The following is a 25,106-nucleotide window of genomic DNA, read 5'->3' as shown; positions in this document are numbered from 1 at the left end:
CAATAGTAGTAAATACAAAACATAATTCTTAAATTAAAATTGTGAAGATAATAGTAATAGGCTTGGGAAATTTCGGAATGTCTTTGGCCATAAACCTTAGCGAAACCGGTAACGAGGTGATCGCTACGGATATCGACCCAGAAAAAATAGAGCTGATAAAGGATAAGGTGGCCCATGCCGTGGCATTCGACGCTAAAAACGAGAACGCTTATCAAGCTTTACCCCTGAAGAACACCGATATTGTAGTGGTGGCCATAGGCGAGAAAAACGGGGTGGCCATAATGAGCACGGCCATCGTGAAAAAGCTGACGGACGCAAGAATCATTTCGAGGGCTTCCACCTCCCTTGAAGATACAATCTTGAAGGCCATGGGTGTCGATCAGATTATACACCCGGAAAGGGAATTTGCCGAACGTTTCACCAAGACCATCAACCTCAGTGGCAGTCTTGACAATTTTGAGATCGATAATGAATACCTTATTTCCGAGTTGGCCTTACCGGCAAAGATGGTCGGTAAAACTATTGATGAATGCCATTTCAGGGAAAATCACAACCTTAATATCGTGACCATAATGCGAGAAGAGGAAGGTCGGAATATTTTTAGGCGCAAGTATGATAAAAAAGAGGTGATTGGTATGCCAACACCCGAAACAGTACTTAGGCGGGGCGATATTTTGTTTGTTTTTGGAAAGGATGAGGATATCAAATCCTTTTTGCAGAAGAATGGAGCAGATGACGGAAATTGAACGTGAGTGGACAGACCTACGCGGTGCACGTAGCCAGTCGAAGTGTTTCGCCAATTTAGTCTACCCTAGAAACTCGGTCGAGACTCCTTTTAATATTGGAACGAACGCCCAAATGGGATTGCGCTAATTTAAAGTACGAAGAAGGAATCTGTGTGAAGTTCCCACCCGACTTTAACAGATTACTACGACGTCCGGATTTCCTGAAGCAAAAAGGGCTCCTCAATAATGAACAATATAAAACGATGATAAAAAACGACCTATTCCTAAGAGCCCTAAAGGGCGAAACCGTAGAACGCCCGCCTGTTTGGATGATGCGCCAGGCCGGCCGTTATCTTCCTGAGTTTATGGAAATCAAGAAAAAATACGATTTCTTTACCAGGTGCCGAACCCCTGAACTGGCCTCGGAAATTACCGTTCAGCCCATCCGCAGATACGGTATGGACGCGGCAATCCTGTTTTGCGATATACTCGTGATTCCGCAGGCAATGGATATCGAAGTGCAAATGAAACCCAATTTCGGCCCGTATCTACCCCAACCAATTCGAACTCAAAAGGACGTGGATAATGTAATCGTGCCCGATGTCAACGTGGAATTGGATTACGTAATGCAAGCAATCAAGGCGACCAAAGAAAAGCTGAACGATGAGGTGCCGCTGATCGGTTTCGCCGGATCACCTTGGACGATTCTATGCTACTGCGTGCAAGGGCAGGGCAGCAAGACCTTCGATAAGGCCAAGGAATTCTGCTTTACACAACCCTTGGCGGCCCATGAGTTGCTGCAAAAAATAACCGACACCACCATTGCCTATTTAAAAGCAAAGGTAAAGGCAGGTGTAAATGCGGTCCAAGTCTTCGATTCGTGGGGCGGTATGCTATCCCCGACCGACTATCAAGAATTTTCGTGGCAATATATCCAACAGATCATCGATGCCCTAAAGGATGAGGCGCCCGTAATCGTATTCGGAAAAGGCTGTTGGTTCGCGCTGGGCGACATGGCAAAATCCGGAGCGGCCGCCCTTGGGGTAGATTGGACCTGCTCAGCTAAAAACGCACGATATCTGTCCGGCGGAAATATTACATTACAGGGTAATTTTGATCCCGCAAGATTGCTTTCGCCCCCGGCGGATATTAAAAAAATGGTGACCCAAATGATCAACGAATTCGGAAAGGATAGGTATGTGGCGAACTTAGGGCATGGTATACTGCCGAATATTCCGGTGGAAAACGCAAAAGCTTTTGTGGATGCTGTAAAGGAGTACGAAGTGTAAAGCATAAATTTCCGTTCTTTTGCTTACTATCAAGAAATCAACACGAAATATCAAGACCTCCTTAGTTTAACAGAATGATCTTGACCTTCACGAAGTACACTATCGAGCCCATCCATGAAAAATATGCATGGCGTATCTGTGATTTGATGGTCGCCAATTCCGATAGGTTGAAGCGTTATTTTCCAAAGACCTTGGAACAAAATCTGAATCCAGGGCTATCACATATCTTTGTAGAAGAAAAAGTAAGGCAATACAACCACAAAGAAGAATTCCTTTTTGTCTTAAAAGAGAAGGAAGACCATAAGGTCATCGGACTGGTCTATATCAAAGAGATCGACTGGAAAGCCAGACAAGCCGAATTGGCCTATTGCATCGGATACCAATATGAGGGAAAGGGTTGGATGACCGAAGCCGTCATGACATTATCGACGTATGCTTTCGATATTCTAGGTTTGAAGGTGCTACAGATCATAGCAAATGAAAGTAATGTAGGAAGTATTAAAGTCGCCGAAAAATGTGGTTATCTTTGGAAAAGAACTTTAAGGAAAGAGCATACCCCGCCAGGAGAAGAGCCCTTGGATATGGAGTTGTATGAATTAAAATGCCGATTGCATAGCTAGGACGATAATTTTTGGTACTTCATGCTTTGTGCTTTATACTAAGAAAGCAATACCGTAAAATGAAAGAAAGATTCCACAACTATATAAAAACCCTTCAAAATACGATAACCGCAAAACTCGAAGAAGTCGACGGTGAGGCCAACTTCAGGGAAGATATTTGGGAACGCCCGGAAGGCGGCGGCGGACGCTCAAGGATTATCGAGAATGGGAAAATCTTCGAAAAAGGCGGCGTCAATATCTCGGCGGTACATGGAGAGCTTCCGAAGAGCATGCAGGCCTATTTCGGAGTTGAAGACGCTGATTTCTTTGCTTGTGGACTGAGTTTGGTGCTGCATCCAAAAAGCCCCATGGTGCCTACGGTGCATGCCAACTGGCGGTATTTTGAGATGTATGATAAGCATGGGAATCTTGTGGATCAATGGTTCGGCGGGGGGCAAGATTTGACGCCCTATTATCTTTTCGAAGAAGATGCCGTGCATTTTCATTCCGTTTGCAAGACCGCCTGTGATCTACATCACCCCGATTTTTATACCTTGTACAAAAAAAAATGTGATGATTATTTTTGGAACGAACACCGAAACGAATCCCGGGGAATCGGGGGACTCTTCTTCGACTATTGCAAAGCGACCGATGAAATGGCAATTACCGATTGGTATAATTTCGTTACGGAAGTGGGAAACAGTTTTCTGAACAGCTATATACCAATTGTTTTAAAACGTAAGAACATCAATTTTACTGCGGATCAGCGAGACTGGCAGGAAATAAGGCGTGGTAGATATGTGGAGTTTAACCTTGTTCATGATAAAGGCACCCTGTTCGGTCTAAAAACCAATGGCCGTATCGAGAGTATTTTGATGAGCCTTCCCCCTTTTGTACAATGGCGGTATGATCATCGGGCGACAGCGGGAAGTGAGGAAGAGCGATTACTTGATGTACTTAAAACTCCAAGGGAATGGGTGTAAAGTATGATATATACCTAACAGGTCTAAAGAAGGCGACCGAAGTCACGAACTCGGCAGAAAAAATTCCGGTAGGGCCGGCACAGCGGGTTCGAGAGCTAAGAACGTGTGGATCGCAATGGGCAATCAGAAATCCGGCAGGTATAGTCGGCATCATTTTTATTGTTTTTTCCATTGCTTCCTGCGACCTGGTCAAAAAATCAAAAAGCGACATCGAAATCGAGTTTATGCTCGACACCTTAGAAGTTGGTTACACCTACTGGTGGCCTGAATCAGGCCCTTTTATTGGCAACTGCGGTCAAGAACTTTCGCTCGTTTTTTCGGGCACTATAAAAGAATTGGAAGCGCCTAACAACGAAGCGGGGCCCTTGTACACTCCGCAAAATGGGATTATAGCAATTGAAGAAGTCTTTAAAATCAAGGAACTTGGTGAAAACACTTATAAAAATCAAAGGTTCTTCGCCACGGATTGCTTTTATAAATCCGGACTCGGCACCGGCGATAAAGTCCTAGTGGTCTGTTACGATTATGAGGATGCCTACACCATACCCGGATCAGGTTCTATTTTGAAAATCGACACCTTTGACGATGAGGCCGTGGCATCCATCAGAAAATATATCGACACTGATGAAAATCCTCTGAAAATCAAAAAAGATGTTGGGTTATGGGCCACATACGGCCATGGACGGGCTTTGGAAGACCTCATAGCGTGTCGGAAAGAAATGGAAAATCCAGATAAATCCATATCTGTTGAAGTTGAGTAACTATGAATCTACAAAACGAAATATATGTATCCCCTTAGAAGAAACAGAAGATTGAGAACTTCAGACGCCGTTCGTCATTTGGTGCGTGAAACAATACTGACCCCAAGCGATTTTCTGGTACCGCTTTTCGTAGTAGAGGGCAAAGGTGTCCACGAAGAAATCCCCTCCATGCCCGATTATTACCGATTGAGCTTGGACAATCTTGAAAAAGAGGTCAAGGAATTGTGGAACATGGGTCTCTGTGCCGTACTACTTTTCGTTAAAGTACCAGACGACTTGAAGGATAACAAGGGTTCGGAAGCACTGAACGCGAACGGGTTGATGCAACTAGCCATCAAGACGGTCAAGAACGCTTGTCCCGATATGCTGGTCATGACCGATGTTGCCTTGGATCCCTATTCGTCATACGGGCATGATGGAATAGTTGAAAACGGTAGGATACTAAACGATGAAAGCGCTGAAATATTGGCGGAAATGAGTGTCAGTCATGCCAACGCTGGCGCTGATTTCGTTGCTCCTAGTGACATGATGGATGGCCGTATCCTTACAATTCGCGAAGCTTTGGAAGACGAAGGCCACAACGATACCGGTATCATGGCCTACAGTGCGAAATACGCCAGTGCCTTTTATGGCCCGTTTCGCGATGCCCTTGATTCCGCGCCCGTAGATTTAAAAAATGTGCCTAAGGATAAAAAATCCTATCAGATGGATTCCGCCAACCGTAGAGAAGCTCTTAAGGAAACCCAAATGGACATTGACGAAGGTGCAGATATCGTAATGATAAAACCCGGACTGTGTTATTTGGATATCGTCCGCGAAATCCGAGATGCCGTAGAGGTGCCGGTAGCCGTATATCAGGTTAGTGGAGAGTATGCCATGCTGAAGGCCGCCGCTGAAAAAGGATGGCTCGATCACGATGCGGTCATGATGGAACAATTGATTAGTATCAAAAGGGCAGGGGCCAATATTATTGCGAGCTATTTTGCGAAGGATGCGGTCAAATTGATGGGATAGCCATCAATTGGTCATTCTGATGGCACACTGAAGAATCTGGAGGAGATTTTCAACCAGTAGGTTGGGCAGACGTTTGCTCCAATGTTTGTAGCACGTAATAGGCCAACTTTATTAATTAAAAACCCCGCAAGATGTTTCGCGGCCCTTAATATGACAAAATAAAACGGTGCGCTGACCATTAGGATTACAACCATGAAAACAACTATTTACATACTCGTCGGATTATTTATTAATTCCGTCTTTTCACAGGGAGGTGCTTCGGTAAAATTAGATATAATTCCCAAAGATGCCCTTGTACGTGCCGACCCATCATCGGCAGGCCTCGATTACACCTACCTGCACACCAAAGTCGATTCCATATTAACGATCGGTATAAGAAAGGAAGCCTTTCCCGGAGCTGTCGTGCTCGTTGCCAAACAGGGTGAAATTATTTTCGAGGAAGCCTACGGCTACCACACTTATGACAGTATCCAACCCACCGCAAAAGACGACCTCTTTGACTTGGCATCGGTCACAAAAGTCGCAGGGGCCTTGCCGGCGATAATGAAATTGGTCGATGAAGGTAAGTTAGACCTTGACAAGCCTTTTAGCACATATTGGCAACGCTGGCAAAAAGTAAAAGACAAAAAGGATATCACCCTACGCGAAATCTTGGCACATCAATCCGGTCTTGAGCCCTATATCATCTTTCTAAACGAGGTCATCAAAAAGAACGGCACCCTAAAACATCGTTTTGTCAAAACAGAACCGAACAACCGGTTCCGGCATCAGGCCTATGATGGGCTTTACATAAAAGACCGGTTCAACCGGAAAATGTACCGAATGATCGACCGATCGAAGGTATCCGAAGAAAAGAAATACAAATATTCCGGACTCACCTTTCTCATCTTTCCCGAACTTATCGAACAGTTGACCGGCGATTCCTATGAATACTATTTGGAGAAGAATTTTTATTTGCCATTAGGTGTCCCGACCATGGGGTTTGGGCCTAGTACCAAAACCTTTACCAACGCGATCGTTCCTACGGAACAGGACACCATATTCCGACATACACTGACCCAAGGCTGGGTACATGATGAAAACGCCTCATTGTTGGGCGGTGTTTCCGGTAATGCGGGACTTTTCGCCACCGCCGCCGATTTGGCCAAACTGATGCAAATGTACATGCAATACGGTATTTACGATGGCAAACGCTATTTTTCGGAAAATACGGTCAAGGAATTTAGCAGCGTGCAATATCCCGAAAACGAAAATCGGCGGGGGCTGGGCTTCGACAAACCCTTATTGGGCAATGACACGCTGCAATTAAAGGATGCCTATCCCGCTCCGGAAGTGAGCGCACAGAGCTTTGGCCATAGTGGTTTTACAGGGACCTTCGTTTGGGCGGATCCGGAAAACCAATTGGTATATATTTTTCTTTCCAATCGGGTATATCCGTCACGCGACCATCAAAATATTTACGATTTGAACATCCGCTCGGCAGTACAGCAGGTTTTTTATCAAGCGGGTCGCGCTAAGCATTGATAGCCCTGTGCCATGTGAAAAGCGGATTATTCAGTACTTGCCAAAATTTATATTTAAGTTACACAAAACTTCAATTACCGCTTTAATATATGATTTGGCTCAAGATAGAATGCAAAACCGCACGGCAACGAGCGATTTGAGGTAAGCCCGTAGCGATTAAATTGGTATCTTGGGCAACAAAACCAGTTCATGGGACTACTCTTATTCTACGCATTCATTTCCATCTTTTTTTCCTTTCTCTGTTCCATACTCGAGGCGGTACTGTTAAGCATCACTCCCACCTTTATTAGCGTTAAGAAAAGAGAAGGAAAGTCGTATGCCCTAACTTTCGAAGAGCTCAAAAAGGATGTTGATCAACCCCTCATTGCCATTTTGACATTGAACACCATAGCGCACACCGTAGGTGCCATTTTAGTGGGCGTTCAGGCCAAGGTCGCATATGCCGAATTGTACGGCAGCTCGGAACAAACGGTTTTCGGGGTGACTTTTACCGAAGATTTGATGGTGGGTATTGTTTCCACATTAATGACCCTACTGATTTTGGTCGCCTCCGAGATTATACCGAAGACCATCGGAGCCACCTACTGGCGTAACTTAGCGAATTTTACATCCAAAACTTTGAAATTCATGGTCTTGGCGCTCAAATACACTGGACTTTTATGGGTATTGCAGTTATTTACAAAATTAGTAGGCGGCAAGGCTCATGAGGGCAGTGTATTGAGCCGCGAAGATTTTACGGTCATGACCGAAGTTGCCCAAGAGGAAGGCGTATTCCAGAAATCCGAATCCACCATAATCAAGAACCTGCTCCGTTTTGACAGGGTTCTGGTAAAGGATGTCATGACACCCAGGGCCGTGATGAAGATAGCTTCTGAAAAAAAGACCATAGCCGATTTTTATAAGGATAACCCCAAAATGCGCTTTTCCCGTATTCCAGTGCACGGCGATAAGCTCGATCATATTGATGGATTTGTGCTAAAAGATACTATTCTTGAAGAAATGATCAATAATAAGGGTGATATTCCGCTTTCCGAAATAAAGCGCGATATTCTAATTACCGAACGCAACACCCCTATTCCAAAATTGTTCGACACCTTGGTCAAAAAACGGGAACATGTGGCCCTGGTAGTAGATGAATATGGCTCGGTAAGCGGTCTGGTGACGATGGAGGATGTCATCGAAACCCTTCTCGGACTTGAAATAATGGATGAAAGCGACAGTGTTGCCGATCTTCAGGAACTGGCCAGAAAAAACTGGCAGGAACGGGCACAACGGTCCGGCGTGCTCGAGGAAGACGACGGGCCGATTCCCCTAAATCCCAAAGGAAAATCGGGTAAGGAAAATCAGGGCCGCTACTAAAAAAACAGCGATTGTTCTGATTGTTACCGACTGACCGGTTTCTGGGTTCTGTTTCCTACGCAATTAATTTCGCAAACCAGCGATTCACCGATAAATTCTCCTATTATATTATATAGAAATCCGGAGGCATCCCTTTTTATTCTTGAATGTGTCTACAGACTAAGCGGTCGGTTTATGCCATTTTTGCCAAATAGGTTCACTGACAACGAACTTCACTGAGGTCGGTCGTATCGGCGATGGCATCCTCCTGTGGTATATCCTTAAAAAGCACGAATTTATCTATGGCGTGGCCTGATGACCGCGCCGAAATTTCCATGGTATATAGGCCCTTATTTTCGAAAACCACAAAGATATCATGGGCGTTGTTATCAAAAGTTTTCGCCTGCCATTTAAAGTCCAAATCGTTACCACTGCGATATATCTTAAACCAACCGTCTTTTGAGGCACCGTCGGGATTCGAACTTTTCCCCGTATCCATCGGATAGACCACACTATTTCCTTTCTGCGCATAAAAATCATCGGCATCGCCGAACCGCAACCAAGTGTCGTTATGGTCAGATCCGCTGTCCCCTGTTTTTACTGCAGATTTCCAAAGAAATTGATAGGTGCCAGGGTGCTCTATTTGCAATGTAAAGGCTGTTTTTTCGTTCCCGGGCTGTCCAAGCTGTTGAGCGCCTTCCCAAACCATATACCCCTTGCCCGAAAAATTGGTTCCATCGGTCTTTAGCTTCCAATTATCCGAAAATTCGGCATTCTCGAATTCTATTTTGATCAATCCATCAATTTCTTGAAAAATATAGTCGGAGACATTCTGACACGATGCTAATCCGTCTTTGCCGTTTTCGTCTTTTTCATTGGTATTTGAAGGGTTGTCGGCCATATAATCCTCAGGGGGCGTCATCTTATCAGTGTCTAGGGAATCTTCCAATTCTTTGTCCAAGGCATCTTCACTGCAAGCGGTCATCAAGGTCATCGAAATACAAAGAAACGGAAGTAAAAATAGTGAAGTCCGGAAGGTTGAAATGGGTATGCGCATAGTATATAGGGAATTGATTGTTTAGGGAATAACGCTTAAGGAGGTCCAGAAATTGAAGGGATGGTGCACATTTCGATGAAATACTGTTATTGAACAATCCTATGTCGTTCTTTTCTATATTTGCGGTCAAAAATATACCGCAATGAAATTTCTTTTACCTTTTTGTCTTTTGTTCGTTCTGGTTTCCTGTGGAGACGATATCAATTCAACCGATTCGCAACCCCCGGAACCAGTGGACTACACCATGCAGAACGAAGCGGATATAAAAGGGTATATTCAAGAAAATAAATTAGATGCCACAAGAAGCGATACCGGTCTGTATTACACCATTACCGAACCTGGCGATGGGCCCCAACCTACAGCCACCTCGGACGTTACAGTCGTTTATAAAGGCTATTATCTGAACGGCCAGTCATTTGATGAAAGTACGGCCCAGGGCATAACCATTAATCTGCAACAAGTGATCAAAGGGTGGACGGAAGGTATTCCCTATTTTCAGGAAGGGGGTAAGGGTGTGCTGCTGATACCGGCCCATCTGGGATATGGAAGTTTTAACTATAATGGCATACCCGGTGGCTCGGTATTGATTTTTGATATTGAGCTTCTCTCGGTCAAATAAGTAGTGAGGGGATTATGTAAATGCTCCCATTTTAATCAAGCTTTTTCGATTTCTGAATGGGGTCCGTCGTTAAATGCGCCATTATATGTTCGATTGAGCCACTAAATTCACTAAAATAGCTTGGCCGGTATTATTTAAATTCGCATTTTGCCACTTACTATGTTGGAAAAACAGACCATAGAACACGAAAAGGCCGTTTTGATCGGGATCATGAATCGCGAACAGAACGAGGAAAAGGTCACCGAATATCTCGATGAGCTTGAATTCTTGACCTTTACGGCCGGGGGAGAAGTCATGGAGCGCTTCGTTCAGCGGATGGATCCGCCCGATCCCAAAACCTTTATCGGCAGCGGAAAAATGAACGAAGTTGAAAAGTTCGTAAAGGAAAACGACATCGGCTCGGTAATCTTCGATGATGAACTTACCCCTGCACAACAGCGCAATATCGAAAAGCAGCTCAAGTGTAAAATTTTGGATCGTACCAGCCTAATCCTTGATATTTTCGCCCAGCGCGCACAGACCAGTTACGCCCGAACCCAAGTCGAGCTTGCGCAGTACGAATACCTGTTGCCTAGATTGACCGGTCTTTGGACGCACTTGGAACGCCAACGCGGCGGTATCGGTATGCGCGGCCCTGGAGAGACAGAGATCGAGACCGATAGGCGTATCGTCCGCGACCGGATTTCATTGTTGAAAAAGAAACTGAGCAAGATAGACCGGCAGATGGAGACCCAGCGTGGTAATCGAGGTTCCCTGGTACGTGTGGCCTTGGTAGGATATACCAATGTGGGAAAATCCACTTTGATGAATGTCATCAGCAAAAGCGAAGTATTTGCTGAAAACAAACTTTTCGCTACCTTGGATACCACGGTACGCAAAGTAGTTATTGGTAATCTACCTTTTCTGTTAAGTGATACCGTTGGTTTTATACGTAAGCTGCCCACACAATTGGTCGAAAGTTTTAAAAGTACTTTAGATGAGGTTCGGGAGGCCGACTTATTGCTGCACGTGGTTGATATCTCGCACCCCCAATTCGAGGAACACATAGATTCGGTAAATAAAATTTTGGGCGAAATAGACAGTGCCGATAAGAATATCATCATGGTCTTCAATAAAATAGACCTCTACAAACATGAGACGATAGAAGAGGATGATCTCGTCACCGAGAGAACCGAACGGCACTTCTCCATCGAGGAATGGAAACGTACGTGGATGCAGAGGGTAGGCGATAGGGCAATCTTCATTTCCGCCCTGAACAAAGAGAATCTCGACGAATTTAGAAAAAGGGTATACGACGAGGTACGGGAAATTCATGTTACCCGTTTTCCGTACAACAACTTTCTATATCCTGAGCATCTCGATCAGTATTAAATCCAAGCCTGCCCAATTTTCCACTCATACACAAAACAATACCATCCATACATAATTGTCTTGGCTATAGTGGGCATCGAATTACTTTAGTCTCAAATCATTCGGAGCCTTGGTTTTCCACGGAGAGTTTGTGGCCAACTCCAATGCAGTTCAACAAATGAAACAAGTCATGAGAAAATGCATACTGATGTTCGCCTTTTTGGTAATGGTCTTGCTCTTGGCCGTTTTTACGGATGTGAAAAAAAACCGGGAGTTTGAACATGAACTAGGTATTGGGAAAGACCTAACAGAAAATACGATGTTGGGTACAACGAGCCATGACAGTGTCAAATGACGCTTAAAATACTAGATAGGGATTAAAAAAGATACAAATGTTAAGGATAATGTAATTTTTTTATCAATGTATTGTATTCATTGTGAATTATTTATGTATTTTTATTGTCCCGAAATTGCTGCTATGAAGATAAAAAGTACACTTTAAAATTATATTTTTTTCGGATTCATATCCTAGAATATAACACTCATCTATGGGGAACAATCTTACAGTTTTATGAAACTGCCATTCCACAAGGTACGGCTCTAAGCATCATGTTGTTAATTGGAACATGGTATTATTTTCCTTCTGATGAAACCAGTTTTGGGCCACCTAACCAATTATTTGGAACTTGGTGATTTGCTCGATTATAGGTTTCGGGGGAACTACCTGAATCAGCAACCTTCTCGTGGTACTATCGATTTTCGATATGTCGGAAGGACCGTACGGAATGGCGGTATCATAAAAATTAAAAATTGGATTTGGCCGGAGCGAAAGTCGTTCCGGCTTTTTTGATTTTTATGTTTCTTTACTCAAGGTTACTTGATCCTTAATTTTCCTATCTTTAAAGACCTCCAAACCACCTTCCAAAACATGGAATCTGCAAAATGTATAGCGAACAAGGTCAACCTTATTTTTTTGGTGGTAGTTTTGGGCGGGGTTCAGCCCTTTTTCCCCCAATCGCAGATTACCTTCAGGCAATTAGCAGTAAAGGAAGGCCTTTCGCAGAACAGTGCCATTTCAATAACGCAGGATAGTATCGGCTACCTGTGGATAGCTACCCAAGATGGCCTGAACAAATACGACGGCAGAAAGTTCAGTGTTTTCCCCTACACCTTTCTGGATATAACCAAGCCAGATTATAGCAACCTCGGAAAGGTGTACAATGATAGGCAAGGAGGGCTGTGGATCATACCCTACGATAAAATTCCTCGGAAATTCAACCCTAAAAATCAAACGTTTGAACCTTTGCCCGAAATCGATGATGCCAGCGTCATCTACCAAGGGAGTGACCTGAACGTATATATCGGCACCTATTCAGAAGGACTTTACGTTTTAAGACCAAATACCATCGAACCCGAGCAAGTACTGACCTCTTCGAAAGTAGCGGGAACAATCTACAATATTGCCCAAAACAGTGCCGGCACGGTAGTATTGGCGACCGACCGCCAGCTTTTGGAATATGTCCCCAAATCCAAAAAAACAACAAGCATAAAGCCAAGAGCAAACTATGGTGAACGGGTCGAAGCCAATGTTAGCGATATTGTGTTCGACACCGAAGACCGTGAGTGGATCAGCACTTTTGGAGACGGGCTCTATTTCAAGGAAAAAAATGGCGACGGTTTTCACCGTATCTCCGAACTGCGTTTTACGGACCCGCTTCCCGTGAACCTGAACATCCTAGACCTACATATCGACTCGAAAGGCAGGTTATGGATCGCTACCTATGGCAGGGGGCTTTATTTGATAGATTTCGACGAGATGACCATTGCCCATTTCGGCGCAGAAAAACACAATCCCAAGGCACTCCACTATAACGATATCCTTTGCATCTATGAGGACTATTCAGGTACAATGTGGTTCGGTACCGATGGGGCGGGGGCAAGTTACTACGACGAATACCTCGAAAAATTCAATTCCCTAACCAATTATGAGACGCCCGAAAACATCAATATCGATGTGGTACGTTCAATCGCAGTCGATAAAAAGAGCGCGGTCTGGATCGGTACTTCGGGCAAGGGCCTCACCCGATATGAACCGACGACCAACAGTTGGCAGACCTTCAACGCCGAACCGGAAAATCGCACTAGCATTTCTTCGGATCGGGTTATGAGTCTTTTCGTCGATGAGGATGATGACCTTTGGATAGGAACTCAGGGTGGCGGCCTCGATATTAGGGACGCCGATGGAAAATTTGAACATTTTTCCCCCGATTCGGAAACCCCATTGTCAGCCAATACCATTTGGTGTATCTATAGGGATGATGCCGACCGTATTTGGCTGGGTACCCGCGAGCAGGGCCTTATCCATTTCGATAAGGAAAAGGGGGAAATTAAAAATTGGGTATATCGTAAAGAACAAAAAAATAGCCTTCCCAGCAATAATATCCGTGCCATGGTTTCTGATGAAAAGGGAAATCTGTGGATAGGCACAGAAACCGACGGAATAGCCCATTTCGATATCGGGAAAGCGACTTTTACGACCTATCGGCAAAATGGGGATGGCAATTCCCTGTCAAGCGATAAAATCAAATCTCTTTACTATGACCCAAAAGGAAGGCTTTGGATCGGCACCAATGGCGGCGGCCTCAACGCATTCGATACAAAGAACGAAAGATTCCGGACGTACACCGTCGAACAGGGCTTGGCCAACAACGTGATTTATTCCATTTTACCTGATGAAAACGCTAATCTTTGGTTGAGCTCCAACAAGGGCATCACCAAATTCGTGCCGGGCGATACTTTTGAGGCTGTCCCCGAAATTACCAACTATACGAACTACGCCGGTCTCGCCACCGAGTTCAATACAGGGGCATCTTATAAAGATGAAAACGGCAACCTCTATTTTGGCGGATTGGAGGGTTTCTATTGGTTCAAGCCCAGTGAAATAAAGCAGAATACCCTGTTGCCCAAAACGACCATCACCGGTTTAAGCATTTTCGATGAGGCCTTCCCCTTGACGGATGGCCATGAATTGCGGCATGATCAAAATACGGTATCGTTTAGTTTTTCGAGTTTACAGTACTCGCTTCCCGAAAAAAACCGGTACCAATACCGATTGGTCAATTATGATGAGGCCTGGGTAGAGGCGGGCAATACTAATTTTGCCCGCTACACTCAGTTGCCACCCGGGGATTACCGATTTCAGGTCAAATCGAGCAATTACGATGGTATCTGGAACGATGATTTCGTTAATTATACATTTGCCATTGCGCCGCCTTGGTATGCCACTCTCTATGCCAAATTTATATATGTTCTTTTGATCTTGGCAACCCTATTAGGGGTATACGGCTACTTCAAATGGCGTTGGCGTATGCAGCTCGACCTGCAGTTGAAAGAAGAGGAGGCACGGAGATTGAAGAAACTGAACGACCTGAAATCGAAACTGTATACCGACATATCCCATGAGTTCAGAACGCCTCTGACCCTGATTTCGGGGCCGATAGACGCCAAATTGGGCGAGAGCGGACTCTCGGATACCGATTTTTCAAATTTTTCGATGATCAAACGTAACACCAATCGTTTGATTACGCTGGTAGACCAACTATTGCATTTGGCCAAGCTCGAAAGGGGAAAATTGAAACTGAAAATGAGAGAGGGAAACCTTGGCCTTTTTCTGGGCATGCTGGCCACTTCCTTCGAATACCGTGCATCCCAAAATAATATGGAATACGACATCCATATCGATCCTCTTGAAAGTGCATATTACGATGAAGATGCCTTGGAAAAGATCGTTACTAACCTGCTCTCCAATGCTTTTAAATATGGTCCCGATGGAGGAATATGCCGGTTCGAGGCTATAGAACAAGTGGGGAAGTTGCAGATCAAAGTGATGAATACGCTAACGGAATCTTCCGATATCGATACCGAAAAATGGTTCGCCCGTTTTTACCAAAAAGACGAATTTGCCGAAGGTGCCGGGGTGGGACTTTCGTTGGTCAGAGAGCTGGTGAAGCTTTACCAAGGCCAAATAAGCGTCCGGATGGGAACGGACGAAACCATCCTTTTTCTGGTTGAGCTTCCCATCGATTTTAAGGAAATCAAAAATAGGGGTTCAGTAAAAACATCCGCTGAAATAGAGGCTAAGATTCCGCAAGATTTTTCCGATACCACTTACCTTCCTTTCCAAAATTCCAAAGAAAACGTAAAGATTGAAGAACTTCCTATCATTTTGGTAGTGGAAGACCATAAAGAGGTACGCGAGTTCCTAAAAACCGCTTGGAAAAATAGGTATAGGCTATTCGAGGCAGAAAATGGAAAAATGGGTATCAAAAAAGCCTTGGAAACGGTACCGGACCTGATAGTTTCCGACGTAAGGATGCCGGTATGCGACGGTATCGAGCTCTGTCACACCTTAAAGTCAGACGAGCGTACCAGCCATATTCCCATTCTATTGCTTACCGCGGATGCCGGAGAGGAGCAAGAATTAAGGGGGTTACGGTCCGGGGCCGATGATTTTGTTACCAAACCCTTTAGGCTGCCCGTTCTCGAGACACGGGTAGAGAACCTGATCAAAACACGAAGGGCCCTACGCGACCGTTATAGCCAAGAAATGGTGTTACAGGCCAAGGACATTGCGGTTACGCCTACCGACAAAATTTTCTTTGTCCGGGTACAAAAAGTGCTGGACGAACATCTTTCCGATTCCGAATTCAACGCCGAGTCCTTTTGTAAGGAAGTCGGTATGAGCCGTATGCAACTACATCGAAAATTACTGGCGTTTACGGGATTATCCACTACCGCGTTCATCCGATCACAACGTTTAAAACAGGCCTTGCATATTTTAAAGACCTCCGATGCCTCCGTAAGCGAAGTGGCTTACGAGGTCGGTTTCAATACCCCTTCCTATTTTATCAAATGTTTTAAGGAAACCTATAAAAAAACACCTTCGGAGTTTCTTCAGACTACTTAAAAGAGCCCCTGTTACATATGTTCCATGCTTTGTTACATATGTAGCAAACCCGACACACATGTTTGCTTAGTTTTGAAAGGTGCATCTATGGATGTCAAAACAAAACGCTGGTGAAAACCAAAATACTCATACCGATTTTTATCCTCTTTATATCTGGTGTATGCCCTGGACAAACTTTGAGTACTAAAGAGGCCAAGGTGGTACTTGTGGTCGATTCCGAAGTTGTGTCACATATACTATTGTTCACAAAGATGCAAAAAATGGACAATGCACATCTTTTTGAAAGAAATAAGGGCTGCAAGTTCTATGTAGGTCTGCTCAAGGGCAGTTACGAGGTAAACGATAATTATATCGAACCCAAGGAAAACACGATTATAATCATGTATACCGAAAAGCAGATTTTCCCCGAAAGCTATTTTTTCCCTGCGGATAAGCTATTGCCCGGCGACCGTTTTGATTTGGGGAAGATCAAAGCCGAGGTCGTATCGAGCAAAAAAGGTGAGCTGATATTAAAAACCTAAGGGACATTTTTGTTACAGAAAAAGACAAACAACTAACATTAAAACCAAACAACAATGGCACTATTAAAAAAAATGGACGCTGCTACGTGGGTTTTCTTCTTTATACTGATCGTAGCGATGGGTATGGTGGTGATAGCCTTAACCTCACACCCCTATTAATCTTCTGACGATAGCGCAAATCCGACCCTAATTACGATGTATACATTAAACTGCACCATCTGTACAAATGTACTTGAGGTGTTAGCCCTGAATGTTAATATTTACACAGTCGTCGCGTACCACACAGACAAAAGATATCGAATAGGATAAAAAAACCATGTTTACCATTTTCAGAAAATGGAACTAACTTTTATAAAAACCAAAAATCATGAAATCTTTAAAACCAATGAAAACAAGACTTTATCTAATCGGCTGCGGCGCAGCGATGATCGCACTGACCAGCGGATGTAGTAAAGACAATCCTTTGAACCCAAATGGAAACTGTTTCGACGGAAATTGGGCGGAGCAATATACCGACGAACTACAGGCATGGTCGAACGCTGCTACGATATATAATGAAGAGCCAAACCAGGCCAATTGCAACGAGTATAAAAAGGCGGCCAAGGGCTATCTCGATGCCTTGGAATCCATTTACAAGTGTGTACCTACAACCAGTAGGGCCGAAATCAAACAGTCTATAAACGAGGCCAAGGCCGAAGTCGATAGCGAGGGTTGCGACTAAAACCTTAAAATCCATACTAAATAAAACGAAAAACTCTTTTATGGCGGCACCCTACTAACCCTATTTCTGCTTATTGGTTGTAAAGAGTAAAAAAGCGAAGCAGGTGAATAGCAACGTCACTAACATGTCTACCCTATTTACCTTCCTTAAAAAACAGTACTAACGGATTAAATCACAAATCGAATAAAAATGGAAACAACAGAAACAAAATTGGGCACCAAAGAAGCGGTCGCCGTAAACGAAGAAGCCAAAAAAATCGCGATTATATCTTATATCACTATTATAGGTCTGGTCATCGCTTTTGTTATGAATAACGATAAAAAACTCGATTTTGCCAACTACCACATCCGACAGTCCATCGGACTTTGTGTAACGGGACTGGCCCTAGGTGTCATCGGCATCATTCCCATTTTGGGATGGATTATCAATATGGTTGGTATTTTCGTACTACTCTATATGTGGATCATGGCCTTGATGAACGCCATCAACGAAAAGGAAAAGCCCGCACCGATTTTGGGGAACAAATACGAGATTTGGTTCAAGGGTCTATAATCGACTCGAGAACCATTTACCTAAAAAAAGGAACCATGAAAAAATCCTTCGTATACAACCTTTTTTTATTGGTCTTCCCTATTATTTGCAGTTTTATCAACAAGGAAGCCCTAATTGCTTTCGAATTTCGATAGCCTACCAATTATACGCCACTACATGCAATCCATACATCTTTGCCTCATAGAAGCGTGCCGTGCCCTATCTTGTGTTCAAATACGATGGCAGGATGACATTTCCTGTTAGTAAAGTTTTTTTTCATATTCCCTAACAATTCTGCCCCAAACAATAGATTTATGAAAGCCATTTTCGTTTACATCGTCCTTTTTGCCATTGCGGGGCTAAGTCTGATTACATGCCTTGAGCTGATTTTCCAGTTGTAACAAAAATTCTTCATGTAAGACAGAAACAGTCTTTTAACAGCTGTTTTTAAAAAGCTAAAAATAGGTGCAGCAAGGTTCACCTAGTTACGAGTACTTTTCCGAGATTGACTGTTGCGGACAATGGCGCTTTAGGTATAGGCACCCAAAACACAAATACAAATTTAGAAGTGGCCGGCACCGTTCGCAGCAAACCTGCTATATAAAAAATACCCCTCGAAAGTGGGGCTTTTTTTATATCAATTCGTGAAAGAAATGAGAGTTTTATTTCTCGATATAAGGCCTGGTCACGACCGATGTAATATAGGCCACGATATAGATCAACAATATAATAACGTATTTATCCATTGCCAAAGATGTAACAATACAGTATATACGCTATATAGCTTGCAATTAGATTACATGCGGCCAAAGAAAATATATGAAGTGTTGATGCCAGGCTCAAATTGCCCTCAAGTGTAGGGTGGATGTATTGTATCTGATCTCTGTAATTATCGGGATTTACATAAAAGCATCTTCCTGCTTGTAAGCATCGATAACCGCTTGCTCACCTGCCTTGCCTTCTTTGGAGTTACCGTGTTCCATACCCAAAACACCTGTATAGCCTTTTTCATGAATCCATTTAAAAACATTCTTGTAGTTGATTTCACCCGTAGTAGGTTCATTACGCCCGGGGTTATCGCCAAGCTGGATGTAGGCAATTTCGTTCCACGTAAGCTCCATGTTGTGAATCAGATTCCCTTCATTTTTCTGCATGTGATAGATATCGTACAATATTTTACAGGAAGGGCTATTTACTCCTTTGCAGATTAAATAGGTCTGTTCCGAGTTCCGCAAGTAGAGATCGGGCGAATCGGAGAGCGGTTCGAGTACCATCACCAGTCCGTGGGGCTCTAAAATTTCCGCACCCTTTCGCAGGGCCTCGATGACATTGGCATTTTGGATGCCTATAGGCAGGTTGCGCTCAAATCCGCCGGGCACAACGGTCATCCATTTGGCATTACATCGCTTGGCGGTCTCCACTGCCTTCTTACAACCGTCCAAAAAGATATCGATGTATTCCTGTTTACCGGCAGCCAAGGTATTGGCCATATTTCCACCTTTTTGGACGACGAACACGCCCATGGTCATACCGCGTTTGGCTAAGGTTTCACCCATTTTGGTCTGTAATGCAACATCCCTGCCCATCATGCCATTGTCCTCAAAAGCGGTAAAACCTTGATCGGCCATGAAATTGAGCTGATCGATGGGATCTTTGCCCGCTAGATTCTCGAACATACCCATATGTGGAGCATACTTGAGGTTGAATTTATGGGGTGCTAGGAGGGTGCTATTGCTGTTTTTTGCATACGTTAAAGCTCCGCCCATGGAAATCGCTCCGCCCGTTAGTGCGGTTTTTTGTATAAAATTTCTTCTTTTCATTGGTTTTTGTTTTTTCTAAATCGACCAAGCTTTGCCCCCTGTCAGCTCTTGCAGGTCACCACAAGGGATATATTCCCCGGGTACGGGAAGATATGCCAGCACTTCTTCCCCGACAAATTCAGAAGTTTTATAGCCCATAATGGTCAGTCCCCTTAAGTTGTTGGCAAATGCGAACCGGGAGATGGTATCATCTAATAGAGCTTCCTGGCCTTCAGAAATCGCTTCTTGGTATTGCTGTATGGCCTCGAAGTTTTTCGTTTGGTTTTCTGGCGTTGCTTTTAGTGCGGCAGCCAAAACCGGTTCAAGTTCCTCTGCCGTCAGTTCGCCTGCTTTTTCCTTATTTGAATCCTTTAAAGCTTTTTCCATAAAGCGGCCTAGGGACATTTTTACGAAATCTTGCTGTTGAGGTTCCATGACCTGATCGGTAAAACGGTCGATAAATAAGTGTACTTGGGTTTCCGATGCCGACGGGGTATCGGTTTTTGGTATGATTATGTCCACCAACTTGGTCAGGACAGACCCTTGGTCCGGAGTAAAGAAATCGGGCGTCCATTCGAGTACCGTTTCGTTTTGGCAACTCTGCATGATGCTTAACAAGGTAGGGGTGGCTACGGTGTATCCCAAGGCCAATCCCATATTTCTGAGTGCTTTTCTTCTTTCCATTATATATTTCCTTTTTTAAGTTCGTTGGCTGCATGTTCTGCGGCCCGTGCGGTAAATGCCATATAGGTCAGCGATGGGTTGACACAGTTGGCAGATGTCATAAACGAACCGTCGGTAACATACACGTTGGGTACGTCGTGAAGCTGGTTGTGGGCGTTCAGCACAGAAGTTCGTCGGTCTCTTCCCATACGGGCGGTACCCATTTCGTGAATGCCAAGACCAAGCGCACCTGGATTGTCGTAAGGCTCTACATCACGAAACCCTGCTTTTTCGAGCATGTCAACGGCGGATTCCTTCATGTCTTTCCGCATGGCCCATTCGTTCTCCTTGAATTCTGCGTCGAAGGTAACCGTGGGCAATCCCCAACCATCCAATTTCTCGTAATCCATGGTCATCCGGTTTTCTTCGTAGGGCAAAGTTTCCCCAAAGCCTGTCATACCGAATCTCCAGCCTCCGGGTTTTAGGATGGCGTCTTTCAAGTCTTTGCCGTAAGATAGTTCGGCTACCGAATCTTCCCAATCACCTCGTGAAGCACCGCCTTGATAGCCGAAGCCTCTTTTGTAGTCGGTTCGGTTCGTGTCGCCACCCAAATTCCTGAAACGGGGCAGGTAGATGCCATTGGGCTTTCTTCCCTTATAATATTTATCCTCAAAACCATCGTATTTGCCGGATGCGCCGACACCTAGATGATGGTCCATGATATTACGGCCCAATTGATCCGATGCATTACCCATACCATCAGGAAAAGTATCGGATTTAGACTGCATCAAGATAGAGGTAGAAGCAATGGCCGAGGCACAAAGAAATATGACCTTGGCCTTAAATTCATGGGTTTCTTTGGTAACGCGATCGATGACTTTTACCCCGGTCGCCCGTTTGGTATCGGGATCGTAAATCACTTCGTGTACGATCGAATCTGGCCGAAGGGTCATGTTGCCCGTTTTCTCGGCGGCGGGCAAGGTAGACGAATTACTGCTGAAGTAGGCGCCGAAAGGGCAGCCCCTGATACAGCGGTTGCGATATTGGCAACGACTACGCCCATCATAGGCCTTATCGCTGTTGATATGGGCGACCCGGCCTGCGGTAACCACCCTGCCGTCGTAATTCTCGGCAGTCTTTTCCCTGAATTCTTGCTCAACGCAGTTCAGTTCCATCATGGGTTCGAACTGGCCGTCGGGCAACTGGGGCAATCCTAAGTTCTCTCCCGTTACTCCTATGTACGATTCCACTTTGTCGTACCAAGGGGCGATATCCTTATAACGTACTGGCCAATCGATCGATATTCCGTCCTTTTGATTAGCGGTAAAGTCGATATCGCTCCAACGGTAGCTATGCCGCCCCCATTGCAAAGATCGCCCTCCAACGTGGTAGCCGCGCATCCAATCGAAACGTTTGATTTCATTGTAGGGGTGCTCAAGGTCGTTTACAAACCACATAGCACTGGGTGCCTTGGTGGTGTAACCGGTACGGGCTTGCTTCAGTTGTTTTTTTTGTTCTTCCAGCGGAAGGTCGCCGCGCAACGGAAAATCCCAATCGTCCATATTCGCCGTCTCGTAATCTTCGATGTGCTTGACCATTCGGCCCCTTTCCAGTACCAATGTTTTTAGGCCTTTCTCGCAAAGTTCTTTAGCTGCCCATCCACCGCTTATACCTGTACCTACAACGATGGCGTCGTAGGAATCTTGCTCTTGATTGTAATAGAATTTACCCATGGAAATGAATTGTTTAGTCCCTAAAAGTAAAAAATATAAAATTAATTATCTACATTTAGTCGCTTTACTTCTTGTGACAATAGTATTTTCGTTGAAGTTTTGAACTTATATTTTTATAATTATTCACCAATACATCCAAACAATAATGAAACGAAGAAATTTTATCAGAAATAGCTCCCAAGCAGGTATTGCGTTCTCACTTTTAGGTATGTACGCCTGTAAAGAAACCAAGAAAAAGGAAGATGAAACTACTGAGGATGCCAATCTGACCGTTAAAGCAGTAGATCCGTTTTTCAAACTTTCGCTGGCGCAATGGAGCATTCATAAAATGATCAAGGATGATGGCGTCGACCCCTATACCTTTGCCGAAAAGGCTAAAAATTGGGGATTTTCAGGATTGGAATATGTAAGCCAACTATATCCCGCCGATTTGGACAATGACGAATATTCTGAGAAGGCGATGGCCAATTTCATTGAAAAATCGAATGCAGAAGCCAAAAAACACGGGTTACAGAATGTTTTAATCATGATTGACGGCCAGGGAAGTTTGGCGGTAAACGATGAAAAAGAAAGAAATGAGTCCGTAGAAAGACACCATAAATGGGTCGATGCCGCGCAAGCAATGGGATGCCATGCCATACGGGTAAACCTAAGGGGAAGCGACGACCCAGCAGAATGGAAAGCCAATTCCGTTGATGGATTGACCAAGTTGTCCACCTATGCCAAAGGAAAAAATATCGAGATTCTTGTAGAAAACCACGGGGGACTCTCATCGAACGGTGCCATGCTCGCCGATGTGATGGCCACTGTCGATATGGACAATTGCGGCACCCTGCCCGATTTCGGAAATTTCTGTATCACTCGCTCGGATACTGGCTGCGCCGACGAATACGATAAGTACAAAGGGGTGAAAGAAATGATGCCCTACGCCAAGGCGGTCAGTGCCAAGACCCATGATTTCGACGCCGACGGCAACGAGACGGAAATCGATTATGTAAAAATGTTACAGATGGTCAAAGATCAAGGCTATACCAGTTTTATCGGTGTGGAATACGAAGGCAGCGAACTTAGTGAAGAGGCCGGTATCATAGCCACTAAGGAACTGATGCTCAAAGCAGCCAAAGAAATGACCTGATAGGGTTCTATTATACTAAGACATAGCCATACGTGAAAGCATTTTTCAATTCCATTTTCGACTATAATTTCCACTGCAATAAACAATTGATCGAGACTTTGGGCACTATCGATACGGTGCCCGATAAGAGCCTACTTTTATTTAGTCACATTCTCAATGCCCACCATATATGGAATGCGAGGATACGCGAGCGAAAACCGGAATTCAAGGTTTGGCAGTTGCACAATATACAGGCTTTGGGCGATATCCATTACGAAAATCAGCGGAATTCGTTTGAGATTACTTCGAGCACCGAAGATTTCGAAAAACGTATCGACTACGAAAATACCGAAGGTCGATTGTTTACCAATACCTTGCAGGATATGCTTTTTCACATCATCAACCATTCCGCGCACCACCGCGGCCAGATTGCAATGGATTTCAGGGTGAACGGACTAGAGCCGTTGGCCTCGGACTATATCCATTATAAAAGATGAAGCTTTATCGATGGTTCAATGTCCTTTAGGTCGAGCTTTTTAAGCCATCTCCGTAAAACCATTTTATGAACGGCACGATACGATCACAGCTTTCTGTAATGATGTTCCTTGAATTTTTTGTCTGGGGGAGTTGGTATGTGACCATGGGTATCTATCTTCCGAATACCTTGGGATCCAATGGGGGAGAGATCGCGATGGCCTACTCCACACAATCCTACGGCGCAATTTTGGCGCCGTTCGTAATCGGGCTGATAGCAGATAGATATTTTAATGCGGAACGTATTTTGGGTGTGCTTCATCTTTTAGGTGCTATATTGATGTATTTGCTCTATCAAACCACCGATTTCACCTTATTTTTCCCCTATTTATTGGCCTATATGATTATGTACATGAGTACGTTGGCCTTGGTCAACTCGGTTTCGTTCAACCAAATGAAGGATCCGGGAAAAGAGTTCGCGTTCGTTCGCGTTTTCGGAACTTTGGGATGGATTGTGGCCGGCCTGCTGATCAGTTATTTAAATTGGGATTCTGAAACGGGCATCTCCGAAGGCATTCTTAGGAACACCTTTTTGATGGCTGCCATCTCTTCTGCCGTTTTGGGGGTCTTTAGTTTTACGCTACCCAAAACCCCACCAAGGGCCGATATCTCAAAAAAAGTGACGCTTTCCGATATTTTGGGATTGGATGCACTTTCCCTTTTAAAAGACCGTAATTTTTTGATTTTCTTTTTGGCCTCGGTGCTGATATGCATTCCCTTAGCATTCTATTATCAACATGCCGGACAATTTTTGGGGGAAATCGGGGTGGCCAATCCCGCGGGTAAAATGACCATTGGGCAAATTTCGGAAATCCTCTTTATGCTTTTGCTGCCGTATTTTTTTAAACGGTTCGGTTTCAAGATGACGATGTTGGTGGCTATGTTGGCTTGGGGAGTTCGATACCTGCTATTTGCCTATGGCGATACGGGCGATCTTGTCGTTTTATTGTTGTTAGGGATTGCCCTCCATGGGATCTGCTACGATTTTTTCTTTGTCAGCGGACAGATTTATACCGATAGCAAGGCCGGAAATGCGTATAAAAGCTCGGCTCAAGGGCTGATAACCTTGGCGACCTACGGGATAGGCATGTTAATAGGTTTTTGGGCGGCCGGTAAGATTACGGATGCCTATCTGCTTTCCGACGGCGTTCATGATTGGCAGACGATTTGGCTCTATCCAGCTGCATTCGCCGGAGTAGTTCTAGTTTTATTTGGACTTTTGTTTAAAAATGTCAAAATTAGCTATAAGACTTAGGAGATTTCTT

22 protein-coding genes are annotated in these 25,106 nt (G+C 44.4%); 18 read left to right on the top strand and 4 right to left on the bottom strand.

Going from position 1 to position 25,106, the window contains the following annotated elements:
- The first annotated feature begins 41 nt into the window (after positions 1-41).
- The 8 genes from BLT07_RS01590 (at position 42) to BLT07_RS01550 (ending at position 8,254) form a co-directional block, all read left to right on the top strand.
- Positions 42-746 carry a potassium channel family protein gene (locus BLT07_RS01590; protein WP_091865035.1) on the top strand — a complete coding sequence of 235 codons (705 nt, stop codon included), beginning with the start codon at positions 42-44 and terminating at the stop codon, positions 744-746.
- A 242-nt stretch (positions 747-988) separates the two neighbouring features.
- A complete protein-coding gene (gene hemE, locus BLT07_RS01585; RefSeq protein WP_091865033.1) occupies positions 989-2,014 on the top strand; it encodes a uroporphyrinogen decarboxylase in 1,026 nt (341 codons plus the stop codon).
- A gap of 74 nt (positions 2,015-2,088) precedes the next feature.
- The gene (locus tag BLT07_RS01580; RefSeq protein WP_091865030.1) at positions 2,089-2,634 is read left to right on the top strand and encodes a GNAT family N-acetyltransferase; all 546 of its coding nucleotides are present in this window, start codon (positions 2,089-2,091) and stop codon (positions 2,632-2,634) included.
- A gap of 59 nt (positions 2,635-2,693) precedes the next feature.
- A complete protein-coding gene (gene hemF, locus BLT07_RS01575; protein ID WP_091865029.1) occupies positions 2,694-3,596 on the top strand; it encodes an oxygen-dependent coproporphyrinogen oxidase in 903 nt (300 codons plus the stop codon).
- Positions 3,587-4,357, top strand: coding sequence for a hypothetical protein (locus BLT07_RS01570; RefSeq protein ID WP_091865027.1), 771 nt, complete (start codon positions 3,587-3,589; stop codon positions 4,355-4,357). Before hemF ends, BLT07_RS01570 begins: the two co-directional genes overlap by 10 nt.
- A 24-nt stretch (positions 4,358-4,381) precedes the next feature.
- Entirely contained in the window at positions 4,382-5,371 is a 990-nt protein-coding gene (hemB, locus tag BLT07_RS01565; RefSeq protein WP_091865025.1) for a porphobilinogen synthase, read from the top strand.
- Positions 5,372-5,563: 192 nt separating this feature from the next.
- Positions 5,564-6,895, top strand: coding sequence for a serine hydrolase domain-containing protein (locus BLT07_RS01555; protein WP_091865021.1), 1,332 nt, complete (start codon positions 5,564-5,566; stop codon positions 6,893-6,895).
- A 189-nt stretch (positions 6,896-7,084) separates the two neighbouring features.
- Entirely contained in the window at positions 7,085-8,254 is a 1,170-nt protein-coding gene (locus BLT07_RS01550) for a CNNM domain-containing protein (RefSeq protein ID WP_091865019.1), read from the top strand.
- Between the two features lie 196 nt (positions 8,255-8,450).
- Here the strand turns inward: BLT07_RS01550 and BLT07_RS01545 are convergent, their stop codons facing one another.
- Complete coding sequence (locus tag BLT07_RS01545) at positions 8,451-9,290, bottom strand: hypothetical protein (protein ID WP_091865017.1); 840 nt, start codon at positions 9,288-9,290, stop codon at positions 8,451-8,453.
- A 142-nt stretch (positions 9,291-9,432) separates the two neighbouring features.
- Between BLT07_RS01545 and BLT07_RS01540 the strand changes: the two genes are divergently transcribed.
- The 7 genes from BLT07_RS01540 to BLT07_RS01505 all read left to right on the top strand — a co-directional run bounded on the left by BLT07_RS01540 (position 9,433) and on the right by BLT07_RS01505 (position 18,019).
- Positions 9,433-9,909: an FKBP-type peptidyl-prolyl cis-trans isomerase gene (locus BLT07_RS01540; protein ID WP_091865015.1), complete on the top strand. Its 477-nt coding sequence runs from the start codon at positions 9,433-9,435 to the stop codon at positions 9,907-9,909.
- Between the two features lie 159 nt (positions 9,910-10,068).
- The gene (gene hflX / locus BLT07_RS01535) at positions 10,069-11,280 is read left to right on the top strand and encodes a GTPase HflX (RefSeq protein ID WP_091865013.1); all 1,212 of its coding nucleotides are present in this window, start codon (positions 10,069-10,071) and stop codon (positions 11,278-11,280) included.
- A gap of 169 nt (positions 11,281-11,449) precedes the next feature.
- Positions 11,450-11,614, top strand: a complete 165-nt coding sequence (locus BLT07_RS20865; protein WP_175455227.1) for a hypothetical protein — start codon at positions 11,450-11,452, stop codon at positions 11,612-11,614.
- 573 nt (positions 11,615-12,187) lie between these two features.
- Entirely contained in the window at positions 12,188-16,225 is a 4,038-nt protein-coding gene (locus BLT07_RS01520; RefSeq protein WP_091865007.1) for a two-component regulator propeller domain-containing protein, read from the top strand.
- Between the two features lie 110 nt (positions 16,226-16,335).
- Positions 16,336-16,746 carry a hypothetical protein gene (locus BLT07_RS01515; RefSeq protein ID WP_091865005.1) on the top strand — a complete coding sequence of 137 codons (411 nt, stop codon included), beginning with the start codon at positions 16,336-16,338 and terminating at the stop codon, positions 16,744-16,746.
- Between the two features lie 385 nt (positions 16,747-17,131).
- Complete coding sequence (locus tag BLT07_RS01510) at positions 17,132-17,467, top strand: hypothetical protein (protein WP_091865004.1); 336 nt, start codon at positions 17,132-17,134, stop codon at positions 17,465-17,467.
- A 189-nt stretch (positions 17,468-17,656) separates the two neighbouring features.
- Positions 17,657-18,019, top strand: coding sequence for a DUF4870 domain-containing protein (locus BLT07_RS01505; protein ID WP_091865002.1), 363 nt, complete (start codon positions 17,657-17,659; stop codon positions 18,017-18,019).
- A gap of 878 nt (positions 18,020-18,897) precedes the next feature.
- Here BLT07_RS01505 and BLT07_RS01500 read toward each other — a convergent pair.
- The 3 genes from BLT07_RS01500 to BLT07_RS01490 are packed head-to-tail and all read right to left on the bottom strand — an operon-like array spanning position 18,898 to position 22,193.
- Positions 18,898-19,818, bottom strand: a complete 921-nt coding sequence (locus BLT07_RS01500; protein ID WP_091865000.1) for a hydroxypyruvate isomerase family protein — start codon at positions 19,816-19,818, stop codon at positions 18,898-18,900.
- A 15-nt stretch (positions 19,819-19,833) separates the two neighbouring features.
- Positions 19,834-20,481, bottom strand: coding sequence for a gluconate 2-dehydrogenase subunit 3 family protein (locus BLT07_RS01495; RefSeq protein ID WP_091864998.1), 648 nt, complete (start codon positions 20,479-20,481; stop codon positions 19,834-19,836).
- Positions 20,481-22,193: a GMC oxidoreductase gene (locus BLT07_RS01490; protein WP_091864996.1), complete on the bottom strand. Its 1,713-nt coding sequence runs from the start codon at positions 22,191-22,193 to the stop codon at positions 20,481-20,483. The genes BLT07_RS01495 and BLT07_RS01490 overlap by 1 nt, the downstream gene beginning before the upstream one ends.
- 145 nt (positions 22,194-22,338) lie before the next feature.
- On the opposite strand from BLT07_RS01490, the gene BLT07_RS01485 reads away from it, so the two are divergent.
- The 3 genes from BLT07_RS01485 to BLT07_RS01475 all read left to right on the top strand — a co-directional run bounded on the left by BLT07_RS01485 (position 22,339) and on the right by BLT07_RS01475 (position 25,096).
- Complete coding sequence (locus tag BLT07_RS01485; RefSeq protein WP_091864994.1) at positions 22,339-23,328, top strand: sugar phosphate isomerase/epimerase family protein; 990 nt, start codon at positions 22,339-22,341, stop codon at positions 23,326-23,328.
- 32 nt (positions 23,329-23,360) lie between these two features.
- The gene (locus BLT07_RS01480) at positions 23,361-23,804 is read left to right on the top strand and encodes a DinB family protein (protein ID WP_091864992.1); all 444 of its coding nucleotides are present in this window, start codon (positions 23,361-23,363) and stop codon (positions 23,802-23,804) included.
- Between the two features lie 65 nt (positions 23,805-23,869).
- A complete protein-coding gene (locus BLT07_RS01475) occupies positions 23,870-25,096 on the top strand; it encodes a nucleoside permease (RefSeq protein WP_091864990.1) in 1,227 nt (408 codons plus the stop codon).
- Positions 25,097-25,106 lie beyond the last annotated feature (10 nt).

Source organism: Pricia antarctica (genome assembly GCF_900101815.1).
Classification (GTDB): domain Bacteria; phylum Bacteroidota; class Bacteroidia; order Flavobacteriales; family Flavobacteriaceae; genus Pricia; species Pricia antarctica.
Note: the sequence above shows the minus strand (reverse complement) of the source record. Positions and strands in the feature narration are given on the sequence as shown.